15 protein-coding genes, 1 tRNA gene and 1 pseudogene are annotated in these 18,800 nt (G+C 71.8%); 9 read left to right on the forward strand and 8 right to left on the reverse strand.

The features are described 5' to 3' along the window. Positions 1 to 182: 182 nt before the first annotated feature. From AB0C04_RS17940 to AB0C04_RS17950, 3 genes are all read left to right on the forward strand, one after another. Entirely contained in the window at positions 183 to 962 is a 780-nt protein-coding gene (locus AB0C04_RS17940) for a phosphodiesterase (protein ID WP_357055480.1), read from the forward strand. A 4-nt stretch (positions 963 to 966) separates the two neighbouring features. Next, complete coding sequence (locus tag AB0C04_RS17945; protein ID WP_357055483.1) at positions 967 to 1,680, forward strand: histone deacetylase; 714 nt, start codon at positions 967 to 969, stop codon at positions 1,678 to 1,680. A 199-nt stretch (positions 1,681 to 1,879) separates the two neighbouring features. Then, the gene (locus AB0C04_RS17950; protein WP_357055486.1) at positions 1,880 to 3,607 is read left to right on the forward strand and encodes a bifunctional metallophosphatase/5'-nucleotidase; all 1,728 of its coding nucleotides are present in this window, start codon (positions 1,880 to 1,882) and stop codon (positions 3,605 to 3,607) included. Between the two features lie 102 nt (positions 3,608 to 3,709). Here AB0C04_RS17950 and AB0C04_RS17955 read toward each other — a convergent pair whose 3' ends face one another. Then, the gene (locus AB0C04_RS17955) at positions 3,710 to 5,101 is read right to left on the reverse strand and encodes an MFS transporter (protein ID WP_357055489.1); all 1,392 of its coding nucleotides are present in this window, start codon (positions 5,099 to 5,101) and stop codon (positions 3,710 to 3,712) included. A 161-nt stretch (positions 5,102 to 5,262) separates the two neighbouring features. Between AB0C04_RS17955 and AB0C04_RS17960 the strand changes: the two genes are divergently transcribed. Together AB0C04_RS17960 and AB0C04_RS17965 are read left to right on the forward strand one after the other, a co-directional pair. Next, the gene (locus tag AB0C04_RS17960; protein ID WP_357055492.1) at positions 5,263 to 5,736 is read left to right on the forward strand and encodes a hypothetical protein; all 474 of its coding nucleotides are present in this window, start codon (positions 5,263 to 5,265) and stop codon (positions 5,734 to 5,736) included. A 128-nt stretch (positions 5,737 to 5,864) separates the two neighbouring features. After that, positions 5,865 to 7,064, forward strand: a complete 1,200-nt coding sequence (locus AB0C04_RS17965) for a low temperature requirement protein A (protein WP_357055495.1) — start codon at positions 5,865 to 5,867, stop codon at positions 7,062 to 7,064. 76 nt (positions 7,065 to 7,140) lie between these two features. Here the strand turns inward: AB0C04_RS17965 and AB0C04_RS17970 are convergent, their stop codons facing one another. Both AB0C04_RS17970 and AB0C04_RS17975 read right to left on the reverse strand, forming a co-directional pair. Then, complete coding sequence (locus AB0C04_RS17970; RefSeq protein WP_357055498.1) at positions 7,141 to 7,962, reverse strand: class I SAM-dependent methyltransferase; 822 nt, start codon at positions 7,960 to 7,962, stop codon at positions 7,141 to 7,143. An 81-nt stretch (positions 7,963 to 8,043) separates the two neighbouring features. Further along, positions 8,044 to 10,653, reverse strand: a complete 2,610-nt coding sequence (locus AB0C04_RS17975) for an AAA family ATPase (protein ID WP_357055501.1) — start codon at positions 10,651 to 10,653, stop codon at positions 8,044 to 8,046. Between the two features lie 78 nt (positions 10,654 to 10,731). Here AB0C04_RS17975 and AB0C04_RS17980 point away from each other — a divergent pair, with 78 nt between their 5' ends. After that, complete coding sequence (locus AB0C04_RS17980) at positions 10,732 to 11,235, forward strand: HIT family protein (protein WP_357055504.1); 504 nt, start codon at positions 10,732 to 10,734, stop codon at positions 11,233 to 11,235. Between the two features lie 172 nt (positions 11,236 to 11,407). On the opposite strand, the gene AB0C04_RS17985 is transcribed toward AB0C04_RS17980, so the two are convergent. Next, positions 11,408 to 12,319: a restriction endonuclease gene (locus AB0C04_RS17985; RefSeq protein ID WP_357055507.1), complete on the reverse strand. Its 912-nt coding sequence runs from the start codon at positions 12,317 to 12,319 to the stop codon at positions 11,408 to 11,410. Positions 12,320 to 12,995: 676 nt separating this feature from the next. Between AB0C04_RS17985 and AB0C04_RS17990 the strand changes: the two genes are divergently transcribed. Next, entirely contained in the window at positions 12,996 to 13,415 is a 420-nt protein-coding gene (locus AB0C04_RS17990) for a hypothetical protein (RefSeq protein WP_357055511.1), read from the forward strand. Positions 13,416 to 13,713: 298 nt separating this feature from the next. Here the strand turns inward: AB0C04_RS17990 and AB0C04_RS17995 are convergent. Beyond that, positions 13,714 to 13,989: pseudogene (locus tag AB0C04_RS17995) on the reverse strand (DUF6416 domain-containing protein); the annotation flags it as partial. A 53-nt stretch (positions 13,990 to 14,042) separates the two neighbouring features. Here AB0C04_RS17995 and AB0C04_RS18000 point away from each other — a divergent pair. Then, complete coding sequence (locus AB0C04_RS18000) at positions 14,043 to 14,411, forward strand: tyrosine-type recombinase/integrase (protein ID WP_357055514.1); 369 nt, start codon at positions 14,043 to 14,045, stop codon at positions 14,409 to 14,411. Between the two features lie 56 nt (positions 14,412 to 14,467). Here AB0C04_RS18000 and AB0C04_RS18005 read toward each other — a convergent pair. Further along, positions 14,468 to 14,544: transfer RNA gene (locus tag AB0C04_RS18005), tRNA-Pro, on the reverse strand. A 205-nt stretch (positions 14,545 to 14,749) separates the two neighbouring features. Continuing rightward, positions 14,750 to 15,643 carry a metallophosphoesterase gene (locus AB0C04_RS18010; RefSeq protein ID WP_357055517.1) on the reverse strand — a complete coding sequence of 298 codons (894 nt, stop codon included), beginning with the start codon at positions 15,641 to 15,643 and terminating at the stop codon, positions 14,750 to 14,752. 25 nt (positions 15,644 to 15,668) lie between these two features. Between AB0C04_RS18010 and AB0C04_RS18015 the strand changes: the two genes are divergently transcribed. Further along, the gene (locus tag AB0C04_RS18015) at positions 15,669 to 16,124 is read left to right on the forward strand and encodes a GatB/YqeY domain-containing protein (RefSeq protein ID WP_357055520.1); all 456 of its coding nucleotides are present in this window, start codon (positions 15,669 to 15,671) and stop codon (positions 16,122 to 16,124) included. 210 nt (positions 16,125 to 16,334) lie between these two features. Here the strand turns inward: AB0C04_RS18015 and AB0C04_RS18020 are convergent, their stop codons facing one another. Beyond that, on the reverse strand, positions 16,335 to 18,770 hold the full coding sequence (locus tag AB0C04_RS18020) for a transglycosylase domain-containing protein (protein ID WP_357055523.1): 2,436 nt from the start codon (positions 18,768 to 18,770) through the stop codon (positions 16,335 to 16,337). Between the last annotated feature and the right edge of the window lie 30 nt (positions 18,771 to 18,800).

The raw sequence follows: 18,800 nt of genomic DNA on the forward strand, positions 1-18,800 counted from the left end.
GGCGCCGAACCGTGCGATCAAGCGTACTCACGTTCGGCGCGGTGCCGTCCCGCTCAGGAACGCGCAGCGGCTTCGTACACATGTGCTATCCACAGGCTGTGGACACAGCCGGTGGACAGAGCGGCCCGCCGACGGGGCGGCGCGACGATAGCGTGGACATCCCGCCGCGAGGAGGCGCGCAGATGCTCATCGCCCAACTCAGCGACCCGCACCTGACCACCGGCCCGCTCGCCGCCGAACCGGCCGCCGGGCTGCACCGCGCGCTCGGCCGGGTGCTCGCGCTGCGGCCCCGCCCCGACTGCGTGGTGATCACCGGCGACCTGGTCGAGCACGGCAGCCCCGAGGAGTACCAGGCGCTGCGCGGACTGATCGGCCAGTTCCCGCTGCCGGTGCACCTGGCGGCGGGCAACCACGACGACCGGGAGTCGCTGCTCGACGCCTTCGGCGGCACGCCCTGGCTGGGCGGGGGCTTCTCGGCCTACTACCACGTCGACCACCCGGAAGCCACCGTCGTGGTGCTCGACTCCCTGGTGCCCGGCGCCGACGGTGGGCAACTCGGTGAGGAGCAGCTGAGCTGGCTGGACGGGGTGCTGGCCGGTCGCTCGGAGGTGCCGGCCGTGGTCTGCCTGCACCACCCGCCGGTCCCGGTGGGCATCCCGGCCGCCGACGCCATCCGGCTGGCCGACGCGGACGCGTTCGCCGAGGTGATCCGCCGGCACCGGCACGTGGTCCGGGTGGCGGCCGGCCACCTGCACCGGCCGGTCACCGCGGCGTTCGCCGGCACCGTGCTCACCGTTGCCCCGAGCACCGTCCGGCAGAGCTCGCTGACCATGCGCGCCGACGACGAGATCGGCTGGGTCGCCGAGCCGACCGCCTTCCTGCTGCACCTCGTCGACGGCCAAGAATGTGTCACGCACACCGTGCAGGTCAGCCACGCCGCCGGGCAGACCTGCGGGTTCTGACCCGATGCACCTCTGGTACGTCGCGTACGGGTCGAACATGCACGCCGCCCGGCTCAACTGGTACCTGACCGGCGGCTGCCCACCCGGCGGCCGCCGGACGTACCCCGGCTGCCGGGACCCGCGACCACCCCGGCGCACCGCGCCGGTGTGGCTGCCCGGCGGCGTCTACTTCGCCGGTGAGTCCCGGGCCTGGACCGGCGGGATGGCCTTCTACGACCCGCACCTGCCCGGCCGGGCCGCGGCCCGCGCGTACCTGCTCACCACCGACCAGTTCGCCGACGTCGCGGCGCAGGAGATGTACGGGCCGCCCGGCGCGGACCTCCACCTGATCGCCGAGGCGGTGGCGACCGGGCGGGCCACTATCGGGCCGGGCCGCTACGAGACGCTGGTCTGCGCCGGCCGCCGGGACGGCATGCCGCTGCTCACCTTCACCGCGCCCGGGCCCGCGTCGGCGATGCCCTGGACGCCGCCGGCCCCGGTCTACCTCCGGATGATCGCCCGCGGCCTGCACGAGGCGCACGGCTGGCCGGCGGCCCGGATCGCGAGCTACCTCGCCGACCGGCCGGGCGTCGCCGGCGGATGGCAGCGGGCCGAAGTCGAAGCCCTGGTGGCCGCGGAGCTGCCGGCCGGCGCCACCGGCATCCCTGGTGGACGGTCTCCGGTCTCGGGCGGGGCGACCCGTGGTGACCCGACGGTCAGGTCGGACTCATCCGGTTGACCGGGCCGGGTCGCCGGACGTATTCGCAGGTCTGATGGGCTCCTCGGTCGACCGGCCGGGCCGGGGATGAGAGGCTGTCCCGGACGGGGCAGTGACCCCCAACCGCTGCCACCGAGACCGATCCTTCCGACGGTGTCGGTCGGTGCCCGGCCCACCCATCGTCCGGGCACCGCACGCACCGATTCCCATGAGGAGTTCCATGACCATCCCCGGGATGCGTCGGGCCGCCGTCGGCCTGACCGCACTCGCGGTGGCCGCGTTCGGCGCGGTCACCACCACCCCCGACCAGGCGGAGGCGGGACCGAAGCCCGTCGACGTCACCCTGCTCGCCCTCAACGACTTCCACGGCAACCTCGAACCGCCGACCGGTTCCAGCGGCACCATCGCCGGGCAGACCGCGGGCGGCATGGAGTACCTGGCCACCCAGCTGGCCGAGCTGCGCGCGGCGGCCAAGAAGAAGAACAGCATCACGGTGGCCGCCGGTGACCTGATCGGCGCTTCCCCGCTGCTGTCGGCCGCGTTCCACGACGAGCCGACGATCGAGGCGCTGTCGATGGCCGGGCTGGACTACGCCAGCGTCGGCAACCACGAGTTCGACGAGGGCGCCGCCGAGCTGCTGCGGATTCAGAACGGCGGCTGCCACCCGGTGGACGGCTGCGCCGACGGCACCCCGTTCAAGGGCGCCGGCTTCCAGTACCTCTCGGCCAACGCGTTCAAGACCGCCACCGGCCGGCCGCTGCTGCCCCCGTACGCCATCCACAAGGTGCAGGGCGTCAAGGTCGGCTTCATCGGGATGACCCTGGAGGGCACCCCGGAGATCGTCAGCCAGCAGGGTGTGGCCGGCCTGAGCTTCGCCGACGAGGCGGAGACCGCCAACCGGTACGCCCGTGAGCTGCGGCGCAAGGGCGTGCAGACGATCGTCGTCCTGCTGCACGAGGGCGGCACGCAGGCCGCTGGCGGGGGTATCAACGACTGCGTCGGCATGACCGGCCCGATCGTGGACATCGCCAACCGGATGGACCCGTCGATCGACGTCGTGGTCAGCGGGCACACCCACCAGGCGTACAACTGCGACATCAACGGCAAGCTGGTGACCAGCGCCAGCTCGTTCGGCCGGCTGGTGACCGACATCGACCTGAAGATCGACCGGCGTACCGGTGACGTGCTCACCGCGCAGGCCGAGAACGTCGTGGTCACCCGGGACGTCGCCAAGGACCCGAAGCAGACCGCGCTGATCGAGCGCTACAAGACCGTCCTCGGCCCGGTCGCCGACCGGCAGGTCGGCGAGACCACCGCGGCGATCACCCGGACGCAGGAGAACCTGCTCGGCACGTGCTCGCCGGCGGTGCCGGCCTCGTGTGGCGAGTCGCCACTGGGCAACCTGATCGCCGACGCGCAGCTCGCGGCCACCGACGACGAGCAGAACGCGGTCGCCGCGTTCATGAACCCCGGCGGCGTCCGGGCCGACCTGGACGCCGGCCCGGTCACCTACGAGGAGGCGTTCACGGTCCAGCCGTTCGCCAACAACCTGGTGACGCTCGACCTGACCGGCGCGCAGCTCTACTGCGTGCTGGAGCAGCAGTTCGTCACCGGGCGGATCCTGTACCCGTCGTCGACTGTGGGCTACGTGGTCGACCCGAACGGCACCACCGCACCGACGACCGACCCGTGCGCCGGTAGCCGGGTCGTCCGGGGCAGCCTCACGCTGGGCGGCGCGACCGTCGACCCCGCCGCCACCTACCGGGTGACGGTGAACAACTTCCTGGCCGGCGGCGGCGACGGCTTCAGTGCCCTCACCGCCGGCACGAATCTGGTCACCGGCCAGATCGACCTGGACGCCTTCGTGGCGTACCTGACCGCCGAGTCGCCGGTCTCCGCCCCGGCGCTGGACCGGATCCGCACCACCACCGAGGTCTCCGCCGCCTGACGGCAGACCCCGAACCCATCGGGCCCCGGAGCACCCGCTCCGGGGCCCGACCCGTACCCACCCGCTCTCCCCGGCCGGTCCGCCCCAGGTGGGCCGGCAAGATCATGCTCGATCGTGGAAAGAGCGGGGTTGGGCTGGGGTGGAGGGGACTACATCCGGGATCGAGCGCGATCTTGGCGCGCCGCCGCCACTGTGGCGGCGGGAGGTGGGGTCAGGCGGGGTGGTAGCGGGCTCGGGGGACGACGGGGTGAGGAGCTGGCGGCCGTCCTGGGTCGGGTTGAGCAGCCGGCGCAGGGAGAGCGCGACCAGCGACGCGATCAGGCAGCCACTGACGACGGCGATGACCCAGATCTTTCCGTCGGCCGCGCCGATCAGCGGGCCGGCGGTCACCGGGCCGATCACCCCGCTGATGCCGAAGATCATCGAACTCATCGCGTTGTAGCGGCCGCGCAGCTCGTCGGTGGCGAGCGCGTTGGTCAGCGCCGGCATCACCGGCGAGAGCAGGGTCTCGCCGAAGCCGAAGATCGCCGAGCAGGCCACCACGCCGAGCGCGGCCAGCAGCGCATTGCTCGTGCCCACCACGCCGGCGGCGCCGAGGACCAGCCAGGCGATGGCGAACACGGCACCCACCACGGCGAGCGCGGCGGTGCGGCTGCGACCCTCCATCCGCCGGATCACCAGCAGTTGGGCGAGCACGATCATCACGGTGTTGCCGGCCAGTGCCCAGGCCACCACCCGTGGGCTGACCTCGACGACCCGGACGGCGTACGCGGCGAAGCCCACCTCGATCTGCGCGTAGCCGCAGGTGGTGAGGACCAGGCCGAAGATCACCAGGCGCCGGAACGGACGGTCGCGCAGCACCGTGAGGTAGCCGCCCGCCGACAGCCGCTCGCCGACCGGCCCGGCGGCGAGCCGGTGGCCGACCCCGGGGAGGGTGAGCAGGATGAGCGCCGGCATCAGGTAGCTCACCGCGTCCAGCAGGTAGATCGTCTGGAAGGTGACCGGGCGGCTGGTGTCGATGATCGCGCCCGAGGTCAGGCCGCCGATGCCGATGCCGAGGTTGAGCAGGGCGAAGTTCAGACCGAAGACCCGCTGCCGCTCGCCGTCGTCGGTGAGCGAGGCGAGGATGGTGTTCTGCCCGGACCAGATGGCCGAGCTGCCGACGGCGATCACCGTCATCACCAGGAACGCCGAGGCGGTCGAGTCGACCAGGGCCAGCGAACCGGTGCCCACCGCCTCGATCAGCAGGCAGGGCAGCACCACCCGGCGGGCGCCGAACCGGTCGATCAGCGTGCCGCCCAGCGGCGACAGCGCCAGGGTGACCGCGCCGTACCAGCCGATCACCAGGCCGGCGCGGGCGTCGGTGAGCCCCCGTACGTCGGTCAGGTAGATGAAGAGGAAGGGCAGGGTCAGGCCACGCCCAACCGCCGACAGCAGGGTGCCGAGGAGCATCCGGCGGGCTTCCGGGCGGCGGGGCAGGGCGCGACCTAACATGCCGCGATTCTGGTCGGCGGGTGTGACGAGCAGCGACCCGTTTATCGCCGCCGGCGGGCACGGCGGTCGCGAACGCCGCGCCTTCCCGGTGTACGGGCGTCGCCGACGTGACGAAGCCCACGCGTCCGGTTGACGTCGGGGCGTTCTGCGATGCTGACCCGGTGACCACGACCTGGCGCCAGTTGCCCGCCCCCGCCCGTGAGATCGCGGTGACCGCCGTCGACGCGGTGACCGCCGCCCAGCAGCGCGACGGTGAGGCGTACGACGCCGCGGTGACCCGGCTCGGCGCGGCCGAACGGTCCGGCCTGGTACTGGGCGCGGTGGTCCGGCTGCTGCTCGAGGAGAGCCACCCGGACGGCCTGGACGGTGACGACGTCCGCCAGGTGCTGGAGCGCTGCGTCCGGGGCGCCGCCCAGTGGCGTCCCGACGTCGACCCGCACGTGCTGCTGGTGCTCCTCGCCGGCGCGCTCGGGGTGTACGACCCGGACGGCGACGAGTCCCCGCCGGATTCGTCGGCGCTCGCCCGGCACGTCCCGCTGCTCGTCGCCGACCTGCTGGCCAGCACCGGCCGACCACTCGCCGGCTACCTGTCGGCGGCCTTCGCCGAGATCGAGCGCGCCGAGCGGCAGGACTGAGAGCCGCAGCGCCCGGCCCAGCTCGGGCGGGGAATCCTCGCCGCGCACCGCCGCCGCGCTGAACGCCGCCGGCGCGGCTGATCGGGGAACCGGGCGCGCTGTGCCGGATCTGGGCAGAAGATGGCAGCATGCCCGCCTTCTGGTCCCGCTACGAGCGGACCGAGGAGACACACCGGACGACGAGCTTCGAGATCTTCTTCGATCTCGTCTTCGTCTTCGCGCTCACCCGGATCATCGAGTTCATGGCGGACCAGCCCACCGCCGTCAGCATGACCCGAGGGCTGCTGCTCTTTCTGCTGCTCTGGTTCTCGTGGTCGGCGTACGCCTGGTTGGGCAACGAGGTGCGGGCGGACGTCGGCGTGGTCCGCACTGGCACCCTCGCGGCGATGGCGGCGATGTTCCTGGCCGCCGTCGTCATTCCCGACTCCTGGCGGCACGAGGCGCTCGGCGCCGGAGTGCCCGCGCCCCTGGTCCTGGCGCTGTCGTACATCATCGTCCGGGGGCTGCACCTGCTGATCTACCTGCGGGTTTCCGGGAGCCCGCAGTTGAGCCGTACGCTGCGACTCAGCGGCGTCCCGGGGGTGCTGGCCTGGGTTCCGCTCGTGGTCGGCGCGCTCGTCGGCGGGACGGCCCAGACCCTGCTCTGGGCGCTGGCCTTCATCATCGACGTCGGCGGCGGCCGGTTCCTCTCCCGGTACAGCCCCTGGCAGCTGCGCAGTGTCAGTCACTTCACCGAGCGGCACCGGCTGGTGCTCATCATCGCCATCGGCGAGTCGCTCATCTCGATCGGTGCCGGCGCGGGCACCGAACTGATGAGGTGGGCGGTGCTGGTGGCGGCGCTGCTCGGTTTCGCCACGGCGGTCTACCTGTGGCGGCTCTACTTCGAGGCAATCGCGCCGACCGCCGAGGGGGCGCTGGCCGAGGTGCCCTGGTCGCGCCGGGGGACCCTCGCCAGCGACGCGTACAGCCTCGCCCACTTTCCACTCATCGCCGGGATCATGTACGTCGCGCTCGGCATCCAGGAGGTGCTGGCCACGCTGATCCATGAGGCCCCCGGGGAGATGGGCGGGGCGCTCAGCATGCCCGCCGCCGTCGCGCTCTACGGCGGCGCCGCCCTGTATCTCGCCGGTCGGGCGCTCTTCCTGCGGCTCACCACGGGCCGGGTCACGCCGGCTCCGTTGGTCGGCATTGGACTGAGCCTGGCCGCCCTGCCGCTGGTCCGGCTGCTGCCCGCCCTGGCCGCCCTGGCGCTGTTGGTGGCGGCGCTGGCGGCCCAGCTGGCGGTGGAGCGGCGCGCGCCCGGTCGGCTGGCGGCGGCTGCGGCGTAGCTCGCCGCGTACTGCGGTCGGGGCCGGCAGCACCCCGACGGGTACTCCCGGCCCCGACCGTTCGGTCCCCCCGGGGTCAGCTCGCGGGCGCGCGGCGGGCGACCAGTTCCAGGTACGCGGACGGGATCCGGACCGTGCCGTCGGTGCCGACGCCGTGCCGGCGAGCCAACTCGACCAGGTCGGCGTGCAGCGCCGGTCGCCGGTCGGCCTCCAGCGCCTCGAACGCCTTCAGAGTCGGGCCGTAGTTGGCCCGGAAGAAGTCGGCGAACTCCTCCGGCGTGGTGAAGCGGAACACGAACTCCCGGCGCGTCGTCCGCAGGTCGTGCACCGACCCGCCGAGCAGCTCGCGCACCCGCTCCACGCTGCCCCACTCGACCGGGGCGCGCAGCCCGGCCGGCGGTGGTACGTGCCGGCCGACCGTCCGGAACAGCTCGCCGATGAAGCCGTCCGGTGTCCAGGCCGCCAGCGCCAGCGTGCCGCCGGGCCGGCAGACCCGGACCAGCTCCGCTGCCGCCCGCTCCTGGTCGGGCGCGAACATCACGCCGACGACCGATAGCACCGCGTCGAAGGCCCCGTCGGGGTAGGCCAACCGCTCCGCGTCGCCGGTCACGAAGGTCACCGGCAACCCCTCCGCCGCCGCCCGCGCGTGACCGCGCTCCAGCAGCTCGGGTACGTAGTCGACCCCGGTCACCAGGCAGCCGCAGCGGGCCGCCGCGATGGCGGCGTTGCCGGTTCCGGTCGCCACGTCCAGCACCCGGGCCCCGGCCGGCAGGTCGGCCGCGTCGACCAGCCACTCCGACATCGGATGGATGCGGGCCGCGACGGCGCCGTAGTCGCCGCTGGCCCAGGTCTTCTGCTGGCGTGCCTTGACGGCGGTCAGATCCAGTGTGGTGCTCATCGGTGCCTTCCCTCCGGTCGCGAAGCTCGTTGCCGTGCCGACGCTAGATACGGCGGTGCGCCGGGGGATGGGGAGAACCACCTATGTTGGCGGCAGCAGGCCCTGCCGGCGGGCGGCGGCGACCGCCTGGCCCCGGCTCGGGACGGCCAGCTTCTCCAGCACCGCGGAGACGTGGTGGCCGACGGTACGGGCCGACAACGACAGCCGGCCGGCGATCTCGGCGTCGCTCAGCCCCTCGGCGAGCAGGGCCAGCACCTCGCGCTGCCGACCGGTCAGGCCGGCCGGGTGGGCGGCGGTCGCGGGTCGCGGCCCGCGCGGCACCCGGGCCATGCCCCGCCGGCGCAGCTCCGCCCGCACCCGCTGGGCCGTGCCGGTCGCGCCGAGCCCGTCCAGGATCCGCAGGGCCTCGCCGGCCGACTCCTCGTCGCCGCAGGCCAGCGCCTCCGCCCGGGCGTACGGGCAGCCCAGCCGCTCCCACTCGTCGGCCGCGCCGGACCAGTCGCCCTCGACCAACCTGCGGTACGGCGACGCCAGCACCGTGCCCTCCCCGACCGGCTCGCCGGCCCGCCACAGCCAGTACGCCAGCTCACCGGCGAACCACGGATGCCCCGCCTCGGCGGCGAGCCGGTAGCCGCGGCGGGCCTCGCCGGCGGCCCGACCCGGCTTTCCGGCCAGCCAGTACCGCTCGGCCAGCGCCGCCGTGACCGGCCCGACGAACTGCAGCTCGCGGCTCCGCTCCGCCCACCGCGCCGCCGTCGCCAGGTGGTCCGGCCCGGCCGGTTCGCCGCGGCGCGATGCGAGCCGGCCGCGCGCGACCAGTGCGGGAATCAGGCTGCTGCCGGGCTGGTCGGTCCCGGCGAGCGCCAGCTCCGCGTCCGTCTGGGCTCCGGCCCAGTCGCCACGGTCCAGCCGCAGCCGGGCCCGGTGACCGAGCAGGTGCCGGACGTACCCGTCGAGGTCACGCGCCCTGGTGAAGCGCAACGCCCGGTCCAGCGCGTCCGCCCCCGTCGTCAGCCTGCGCCACTCCATCGACATGGTGGCGAGGTTGACCAACGCCCGGGCGGCGTGGTCGTCCAGGCCGTGCGCGGCGGCGAGCGCGTGCCCGCGCTCCAACTCGGCTGTGCCGTCGACGTCGCCGCGCTGCAACCGGGCCGATCCGACGTTCACCAGCGCATGCGCCTCGGTCTCCACGTCACCGAGGCGCCGGGCCAGCGCGAGCGCCCGTCCGCCCCAGCGGATCGCCGCCTCGTCGTCGTCGGCGAGCATGAGCAGCTGGGACATGTTGCTGTACGCCATGGCGAGCTGTACGCCGGGCGGCGCGGACTCCAGCACCTCGATCGCCCGTGCCGCGGCCGTCCGGGCCCCGACGCTGTCCCCGGTCCACCAGGAGAGCCGGGACACCCACCGCAGGTCCTCTCCGATCCGCAGCGGGTCGTCCTCGATCTCCCGCAGGGCCAGGGCGGAGCGCCACGCGTGGAGCGCCTCCACGCCCAGCCCGGCCAGGTAACCGGCGGTCGCGTACGCCTCCAGCAGCTCGGCCCGGCGCGGTGCTGGCAGCGCGCGTGAGCGGGGCAGCGCCACCGCGTAGTGGGCTGCGGCCTGCCGGTGCGCGCCCGCTGTGGCGGCCCGGCGCGCAGCGATCGGGGCCCAGGCGAGCACCGCCTCGGCGTCGTCGGCGTGGTGGGCGTGGTGCACCAGCCGGGCGGTGTCCACATCGGGTCGGGGCGCCAGCTTCGCCAGGACCGTGACGTGCAGGGCGGCCCGCTGCACCGGCGACAGCGACTCCCGCACCGCCCGGCCGAGCAGCTCGTGGCGGAACATCACCCCGTTGCCCGCCGGTACGAGCAGCCCCCGGTCCAGGCACTCCTGCACGGCCGCCGGGGGTTGGTCGTCGAGCAGGTACGACTCGGCCCGGGACGGCACCACCGAGACCAGCCCGGCCACCGCCCGGGCGGCCGGGGAGACCGTCGCGAGCCGGGCCAGCACGAGATCCCGTACGGTCGGCGGCACGCCCGCCCCGTCCGCGGCCAGCACCTCGGTGACCAGCAGCGGGTTGCCCCCGGTGGCCTGGTAGAGGCCGGCGGGGGCCCGGCCCGCCCGGCGGGCGAGTTCGGCGACGGCGGCGGTGGAGAGCGGCGGCAACGGCAGCCGGCGGACCAGCGTCCGGGGCAGCCCGGCGAGCACGGCGTGCAGCGGATGCCCCGGCCCGACCTCGTCGTCGCGGAAGGTCAGCACGAGCAGGGCGTGGCAGCGGGCCAGCCGCCGGCCCAGGAAGGCGGTCAGGTCCAGGGTCGCCTCGTCGGCCCAGTGCGCGTCCTCGATCACCAGCACCGGCCGGGGTCGGTGCCGCGGACCGGCCAGCTCGTCGAGGAGCGCGTCGAAGACGGCGCCCCGGCGTAGCGGGTCCGGCCGGCCGTCGGCATGCAGCGCGGTCAGCCGCTCCGCCAGCACCCCACCAACCTGGCGGGCCACGTCGTGCACCGGGCCGAGCGCCCGCGGGGTGAGCAGCGGATCGCACGAGCCCCAGAGCACCCGGGCGCGCGGACCGAGCGCCGCCGCGAACGCGGTGACCAGGGTGGACTTCCCGGCGCCCGCTTCGGCGGCCACGAGCGCGATCTGCCCGCCGCTGGCGGTGGCGGCCAGCAGATCGTCCATCGCACCGAGCGTCTCCGCGCGCTCCAGCAGCTCCATCGCCGCTGATGCTAACGACGCCGCGGCCAGCCGAAACGTCTCTGACGGCGACCCGACGCCGCTGGCTACCATCCGTGGGTGGGCGAGCGGCTGCCGATGGACCTGACGGCCTACGAGCGGCGGGCCCGGTCCGGCAGGTGCTTCATCTGTGCGTTCCTGGCCGGCGACGCGGGCTACGAGCACGAACCGCTCTACGACGACGGCTCGTGGGTGGCGTTCCTGAACCGCTACCCGACGCTCCCCGGCTCCGCCCTCGTCGCGCCGCGCCGGCACATCGAGGACGTGGTACGAGATCTCGACCCGGCGGAGTACCTGAGTCTCCAGGCGGTGGTGCACCGGGTCGCCCGCGCCGTCAACCAGGTGCTCCGCCCGGAGCGCACCTACCTGCTGTCGCTCGGCAGCAGGCAGGGCAACGCCCACGTGCACTGGCACGTCGCGCCGCTGCCACCCGGAGTCCCGTACGAGCAGCAGCAGTACCGGGCGTTGATGGCCGAGGACGGCGTGCTGCGGCAGACGCCGGAGGAGATCGCGGAGCTCGGGCGGCGGATCCGCGCCGCGCTCGCGGAGCTAGCCGACGAATAGACGCCGCGCCGCCGGACGGTGATTGCCGGAAACGAATCAAGGCCCCTCTGTTGAGGGGCCTTGACCTGCGATTACCTCTGGTCGGGGTGGCCGGATTCGAACCGACGACCTCTTCGTCCCGAACGCGGCGGCGGTGCACCGTCTGCTGTCATCGGTTGTCATCCCGTGCCTATTAGCTCGGCTCCGACCCCGCCCGCTGTCGGGACTTGTCGACGGCAGGCGACGCGTTCGCTGCCTCCTTGCTGCTCTCCTCATCGGTAGCCCCAGATGATGAAGCAACGATTCCCGAAACGATCAAAGCGATTGAAACGCCGATCCACACCGCCATGACGATCTTGTTACCGAGCGATCCGAGCTTGACCGCCAAACAAACCCAGGTCAGCAGAAGTACGACACCACACCCCAACAGGCCTTGCCCCGGGGAGTCGGGCTTCTTCTCCGCCTCCCCTGAAGCAACCCGCTTCGCCTCCACAGCTCTCAGCGCAGTCGCCAACTGCGCCACCACGAGCGCCCGCTCCGCGGAGTCTCCACACTCGGCGCCACGCCAGGCGGCAGTGCGCGCTCGCTCGGCCGCAAGCCGCTCAGCATCAAACCGCCGTAGAAAATCGCGAGCAATGCCGTTCTCGGGCGTCATCGCACCCGCGAGAGTGTACTTGAACAGACAGATGTCCATATCGTTTGCGTACTCGACGGCGGGTGAGGAGAACCCGGCGCCGGAGAAGACAAACAGGGCTTTCTCGACGCTGCGCCCCCGAGCGCCGACCAAGCGCTGCAACACGGGCCGCCCGACCTGGACCGCTTCGAACTTCACCTGGGCGAGCGCTCCGCGTGACCAGACGTCTACGCCTGAGTCCGCACCGCCCTCGGTAACCCTTGCATCACCAAAGCCCCAAAACCGCATCCACTCCGCAGCGTTCAACTCAGCCTTCTGCCAACTGTCGATCGTCTGCGGCAGCGGTTCTGTCAAGGGTTCCTCCTCGGGGATGACCGTGAAGGCCGCGAGCGGCCCACACCAGAGTGAACGACTAGAACCGCTCTGGCAGCAGACGAGCAGGGTAACGGACTCCACCACGACGGATCCCACCGCTGGTGATCATGCACCACCCCGTCGGGCCGACGATCCAACCCGGTCTGGGCGAGCGTCTACCCCCGTCCGCGACCTCGGTGTTCGTAAAGTCGCCACCGTCGCCGGTTGGCGTGGTCCCGGCTCGTTGCTGTCTGTCAGCGTTGCTGTCGGCGGCCCCACAACACACGGTTTAGGAAGGAGGTAGCGCCGCCTGCGCTGCGTGCCTCCTACCAGGACATACTTTGAACGCCTCCCGGCTGTTGACCTTGATCATTCCGCGTATGTTCCGGATCTTGCTACACCGCCGGACTACTCGCTTACGAGTTCTGTGCGGATCCTCGGGCGCCGTCTGTCCGCGTTCGCGACCTCGGGCGACTGTCCGCATCCTCTTGCCGACGGGCGTCCTCGTCCGGGCCGGTTGCTGTCGACAGCTGGCTAGTCACCTGATCCGCGGCTGACGGTCCGAGTTGGCGACCACCCGGTGGACTTCACGAACGACAACGACCGAGACATCGCCAGCTCCGCGCCCACGCCCTCGCGGTTCACACGGCGCCCGGGTATGGGCAGGCGATATGGGGAGCTGTCTGCGTCGGATTGTCCGCCGTCTTTTGCGCTCACGCGTGCGCGTACCCTCTGCGGTATGACCCCTTCTAAGCAGCACATCGAGCGCGAAATCGTGCGTATCCTCCGTGTCGTGCGACAAACCACGGGTGAGCGCCGCACGATGATGCTGCGTGACCTCGCCGAGCAGATGGTAGACCTGCGCGAGCACTACCTGACCCCGTCCGGCGACCCTGACTGGACCGGCCGCACCGGCGCGTATCGGTACGCCGTACGCGGGCTGTACGCCCAGGCCGGCTACACCCCGGAGGAGCGGAAGGTCACCCAGACCGCCACCCGGTACCACGTCGGCAATCTAGTGCGCGCGCGCGTGTCCCAGGAGACCGCCGACGCCCTCGGCCTGGAACGCACCACCCCGCAGGACCGCGGCCGCCTGCGCTCCCGCCGCGACCGCGAGGAGCTGCGCGAGCTGCTGGCCGAGGCCCGCAAGCTGCTGGCCGCGCACAAGAAGACCACCGGAGGCGCTCACCGTAGCTCCACCTCGGCGCATTAGTTCTTGCCCTACTCCTATGCCGAAAGGCCGGCACCAACTGACTAGCGCGGTAGTTGGCTGTCGGGGCATAACTATGTCGCGCCTGCTTGCCGGGCCGTCCCCCGCCTGCAGTCAAGAAGGCGCCAGTGAGCCCACTTGGCAGCCTGACGGAACCGAATCATCGACCTACGCATTACGAGTCGGCTCCAAGGTGCTGGTCCGCCACTTGGGCGCCCTGCCAGACATGATGTCTACGTCCGCGATCGTCCGCTACAGCTCGCCGGCTTGGCTGCTCCCTTGGCTGCTCGGGAGCGATGCTTCATCGGGTATCACGCGCCGACCTGAACAACTCAGCCATCTCGGGAGTCAGCCAGTACACCGCGGTCTTTCCGTCGGGGTAGCGCCAGTCCCACAGCCATTCGCGTCCAGCTTCGATGCAGTGTCGGCCAGGCCAGCCGAACAGGCCTGCAACTGCGTTCTTGCCGGACATGCCCAGCCGCTCCGCCAACTCATCGCCGCTGAACTCCCGTCCCGGCGCGTCGATCAGGATAGAGAACAGCGCCTTCGCGCTGTCGCTCAACTTGCCCCAGACCTTCCTCGCTAGCTCCCCGTCCGACGATCTCCATGGCTCGAGCTGGCAGGCGGACGGTGCCGCTTCCGCCGTTCGTCGTCCAGGCGCTGACCGGCCACCGGCAGTCCTTCGAGACGGGTGCTGAAGGCTTGATCTTCGTCGCCCGGACGGGCGAACCGCTCAAGCGCGGCACGTTCCGGGCGCGGATCTGGAAGCCATCCCTGCATCGAGCGGGCCTGCCCATCGGGCTGCGGTTCCACGATCTTCGGCACTCGTACGCGACCTGGCTCGTCTCCGACGGCGTGCCGATCAACGACGTGGCGAAGGTTATGGGTCACGAGCAGACGTCCACGACTCTGGACCGCTACACGCACTCGACCCGTGAGCGGGATCGCAGGGTACTCGCGTCGTTTGCTGCCTTCTCGCTGCCTCCGGCCGAGCAGTGATCGCCGGAAATGAATCAAGGCCCCTCCACGGAGGGGCCTTGACCTGCTGTTACCTCTGGTCGGGGTGGCCGGATTCGAACCGACGACCTCTTCGTCCCGAACGAAGCGCGCTACCAAGCTGCGCCACACCCCGAGGCGTGCCGACAAATAGTAGCCCACCCGCCCCGGTGGTCAAACTCGGTACCCCCGCGCCGCCGGCGCACCCCTCCGAGCCTGGCTCAAGATCCGCACAACTTCCGGGAAGTAGGGGCCTCCCAGGTCGAACGAGGCCACTACTTCAGGGAAGTTGCGCGGATCTTGAGCCGGCCCGCCCGGCCCGCGCGCCGCCCGCGTGGGGGTCAGCGGGGGATGAGGGTGAGGATGCTCGCCTCCGGGGGGCAGGCGAAGCGGACCGGGGCGGTGGGGTGGGTGCCGAGGCCGGCCGAGACGTGCAGCCAGGAGTCGGAGCCCGGCCAACGGTGCAGCCCGCGCGCCATCGACCGGGGCAGCCCGCAGTTGGTCACCAGCGCCCCGTACCCCGGCACGCAGACCTGCCCGCCGTGGGTGTGCCCGGCCAGCAGCAGGCCGAAGCGGTCGGCCGCCATCTGGTCGAGCACGGCCGGCTCGGGGGAGTGGGTGAGCGCGATCGACAGGTCGGCCGACACGGCGACCTGGCCGGAGACAGCGGGGTAGTCGTCCCGTTCGATGTGCGGGTCGTCCACGCCGACCAGGTCGATCAGCCGCCCGCCGGCCTTGAGCATGGCCCGGGCGTTGTTCAGGTCGAGCCAGCCCGCCCCGGTGAACACCTCGCGCAGCTCCTCGTACGGCAGCTCGACGCCCTCGGTGTACTCCCGGTCCGGGAGGAAGTAGGTGAACGGGTTCTTCAGGACCGGGCCGGTGTAGTCGTTGGAGCCGAACACGAAGGCGCCCGGGCGGTCCAGCAGCGGCTGGAGGGCCCGCAGCACCCCGGGCACGGCGTCGGGGTGTGCCAGGTTGTCGCCGGTCACCACGACCAGGTCGGGGTCGAGGGCGGCGAGCGACGCCACCCAGCGCTGCTTGCGCGCCTGGTCGGGCATCATGTGCAGGTCCGACAGGTGCAGGACGCGCAGCGGCTCCGCGTCGGCCGGTAGCACCGGCACGTCGTACCGCCGCAGGGTGAACATGTTGCGTTCGATGAGCGACGCGTACGCCAGGGTGGCGGCGCCCACCGCGGCGGCCGAGGCCGCGAGCCGGAATACTGTGCGCTTTCGCATGCCGTTCAGGGTAGTTTGACCGTCCATGAGCACGCTGAAGGACCGCCTGACCGCGGACATGCGGAGCGCCTTGAAGGCGCGCGACGAGCTGACCACCTCCACGCTGCGGATGGCCCTGGCCGCCGTGGGCAACGCCGAGGTGGCCGGGAAGGCCAAGCGCGACCTCACCGACGACGAGGTGCTCGCGGTGCTGACCAAGGAGGCCAAGAAGCGTCGGGAGGCGGCGAGCGCGTTCGCCGAGGCCGGTCGCGGCGAGCAGGCCGCGAAGGAGTCGGCGGAGGAGGAGGTGCTGGAGCGCTACCTGCCGAAGCAGCTCTCCGACGCCGAACTGACCGAGCTGGTCACCGGGGCGCTCAGCGCCGGCGGCTTCACCGGCAAGGCACAGATGGGCCCGGCGATGAAGGCGGCGCAGACCGCGGTCGCCGGCCGGGCCGAGGGAGGCCGGGTGGCCGCCGAGGTACGCCGGCAGCTCGGCCTCTGATCACCATGGCGCGGGTCACCGGGCTGGTCTGACCCGGTCGCTGCCGCTGGGTCGAGCGGTGGCCAACCGGGCTGGCGCGCCCCGAACCCGCCGCGCTCCGGAACCGGTAACCGAAACGGGCGGGCACCCTCGCTGGGTGCCCGCCCGTCGCGGTTCACGCTGTCGACCCCGGGCCCGTCCGGCGGTCGCCGCCGGGCCCGGAGCTCAGCCTCAGTTCCGGCCGGGCGGCCGGCCGGGCTGATTGCGGGGTGGGTTGCCGGGCTGGTTGCCCGGCGGCGTGGCGCCGCCACCGCTGCTGATCTGGATGGTGACCACGCCGCCCTTGATGGTCCGGCCGTCCGGGCTGGTGCCCGCGGCGGTGCCCGGCGGGCAGCTGGAGGCGACCTTGGTGTCGGAGACGACCGCCTCGAAGCCGGCGCCCTTGATCCGGGACCGGGCGGTGTCGACCGACTGGCACTTCACGTCCGGAATGGAGCGCTGGTCACCCTCGGAGATCTTCTTGCCGGGTGGCTCGAAGTTGACGCCCTTCTTGCCCTTCATGGCGTCGCGCAACGTCTCGTAGACCGGCGGGTTGATGCCGTTCTTGACGTTGTGCCCCATCTTGACGTTGGTCTGCGGCCAGTCCGGGTCGGCCATGATGCCCGCCACCGCGTACTGCTTGGTCATCGCCACCAGGGCGGCGGTCTTCTCCGAGTCGGTGGTGCCGGACTTGCCGGCCACCGGCTTGCCGACGATGCCGCGCACGTTCGCCGCCGTCCGGCTGCCACCGCACTTGGTGGTGGCGGAGTTGTCGCCGACCGGGCAGCGGGCGGCGTCCACGGCGGCCCGGGCGACCTCGGTGCTGATCCGCTTCTCGCAGCGCGGGTTGGCGATGTCCAGGTTCTTGCCGTCCGGCCCGGTGATCTTCTGCACCGGGATCGGCTCGCAGTACTTGCCGTCCGCGGCCAGCGTGGCGTACGCGTTGGCGAGTTCCAGCGGGGTGGTCTGCGAGACGCCGAGGGTGAACGCGCCCCACTGGTGCGCGGCGTCCTTGGTGCCGGCGAACTTGGCGTCCTCGCTCTGCCGGAACTGGATGCCGAGCCGCTTGGCGACGTCGACCACGTTCTCCGCGCCGACCTGCTGCTGCAGCGGCACGAAGTAGGTGTTGATCGACGCGCTGAACGCGCTCCACATGTTCTGCACGCCGCCGGCCTTCTTGCCGGAGTTGGTCGGGCAGTAGAAGTGGGTGCCGGGGCAGGCGGCCGGGCTGCTGCTGTCGATGATGTATTCCGACTTGAACTGCTGCGGCGCGTTCATGCTGTAGCTGAGCGGGACGCCCTTCTCCAGCGCGGCCACGATGGTGAACATCTTGAAGGTCGAGCCGGCCTGGTAGCCGGTGATGCCGTCACCGCCGGTGAGCAGCGGGTTCACCGTGTTCGGGTAGTTGCCGAGCTTGCCCTTGTTGCGCTGCTTCGGGTCGCTGTGCGGCTTGTTGGTCGGGTGCTTCGGGTCGTCGAGCTTGAAGTTCCGGTTCACCGCGAGGGCCCGGACCCGCCCGGTGCCCGGCTCGACCACCGCCACCATCACGGCTTCCTTGCTGTTCACGCTCTTGGCCTTGCGGACCGCCTTGTCGGCGCCCTTCTGGGCCTGCACGTCGATCGAGGTGACGACGGTGTAGCCGCCGCTCTTCAGCCGGCGCTCGCGGTCGTACGAGGTCGAGCCGAACGTCTCCTGCTGCATCCACCAGCGGTAGAAGTAGTCGCAGAAGAAGCCCCAGCTGTTGACGTTGGTGGCGACGCAGCCGTTCGGGGTGCGCTTGTCCTTGACCACCAGCTTGGTGGCCTTGGCCGCGTCGGCCTCCTGCTGGGTGATGGCCTTGATGTCGACCATGTTCTGGATGACGTAGTTGCGCCGGTCCAGGGCGAGCGGGTAGCCGCTCTTGGTGGTCGGGTCGTTCGTCGTCGGAGCCTTCACCATGCCGGCCAGCAGCGCGGCTTCCTCGATCTTGAGCTTGCTCGGCGGCTTGCCGAAGTAGACCTGGCTGGCGGCGTAGATGCCGTAGGCGCCGTTGCCGAAGGAGGCGATGTTCAGGTAGCGCTCCAGGATCTCGTCCTTGGAGAGCTCCTTGTCGATCTGGAGCGCGTAGCGCATCTCCCGCAGCTTGCGGGCGCTGGTGTCCTCGGTCGCCGCGACGACGTCGGCCGGGTGGGTGGCCGAGTAGGCGATGGCGAGCCGGACGTACTGCATGGTGAGCGTCGAGGCGCCCTGCCGGCCGTTCGCGCCCTCGTTCTGGTTGTTCACGAACGCGCGGGCGACACCGTTGATGTCGACGCCGTTGTGCTTGTAGAAGTCGTGGTCCTCGGCCGCGATGATGGCTTTCTGCATGTACGGCGAGACATCGGGGAGCTTCACGTCGCGCCGGTTCTCGTCGTACATCGTCGCGAGCGGCGTCTTGCCGTCCGAGGCGAGCAGGTAGCTGATCTGTGGCGCGCGGGCCACCGTCAGCTCTGTGGGCAGTGCACCGAAGGTCTCGGCGCCGGCCTTGGCGGCAAGTCCGGACATCGCCACCGCGGGGAAGGCCGCCGCCGCGACCACCACGCCGGCCAACAGGCCACAGATGAGTAGCGATGCGGCGTTGGTCAGTACGTTGTGGTCACGTTTCCGCATCCAGGTCACCTCGACAGGGTACGCGTACAG

The organism is Micromonospora sp. NPDC048909 (assembly GCF_040649635.1).
Lineage (GTDB): Bacteria > Actinomycetota > Actinomycetes > Mycobacteriales > Micromonosporaceae > Micromonospora.

What these genes read in the sequence shown, in the direction of transcription:
- AB0C04_RS17945 (WP_357055483.1), top strand. Translation starts at nt 967, where the DNA reads ATGCACCTCTGGTACGTCGCGTACGGGTCGAACATGCACGCCGCCCGG.
- AB0C04_RS18010 (WP_357055517.1), bottom strand. Translation starts at nt 15,643, where the DNA reads ATGCGAAAGCGCACAGTATTCCGGCTCGCGGCCTCGGCCGCCGCGGTG.
- AB0C04_RS17965 (WP_357055495.1), top strand. Translation starts at nt 5,865, where the DNA reads ATGCCCGCCTTCTGGTCCCGCTACGAGCGGACCGAGGAGACACACCGG.
- AB0C04_RS18020 (WP_357055523.1), bottom strand. Translation starts at nt 18,770, where the DNA reads ATGCGGAAACGTGACCACAACGTACTGACCAACGCCGCATCGCTACTC.
- AB0C04_RS17955 (WP_357055489.1), bottom strand. Translation starts at nt 5,101, where the DNA reads ATGTTAGGTCGCGCCCTGCCCCGCCGCCCGGAAGCCCGCCGGATGCTC.
- AB0C04_RS17950 (WP_357055486.1), top strand. Translation starts at nt 1,880, where the DNA reads ATGACCATCCCCGGGATGCGTCGGGCCGCCGTCGGCCTGACCGCACTC.
- AB0C04_RS17970 (WP_357055498.1), bottom strand. Translation starts at nt 7,962, where the DNA reads ATGAGCACCACACTGGATCTGACCGCCGTCAAGGCACGCCAGCAGAAG.
- AB0C04_RS17975 (WP_357055501.1), bottom strand. Translation starts at nt 10,653, where the DNA reads ATGGAGCTGCTGGAGCGCGCGGAGACGCTCGGTGCGATGGACGATCTG.
- AB0C04_RS17940 (WP_357055480.1), top strand. Translation starts at nt 183, where the DNA reads ATGCTCATCGCCCAACTCAGCGACCCGCACCTGACCACCGGCCCGCTC.
- AB0C04_RS18015 (WP_357055520.1), top strand. Translation starts at nt 15,669, where the DNA reads ATGAGCACGCTGAAGGACCGCCTGACCGCGGACATGCGGAGCGCCTTG.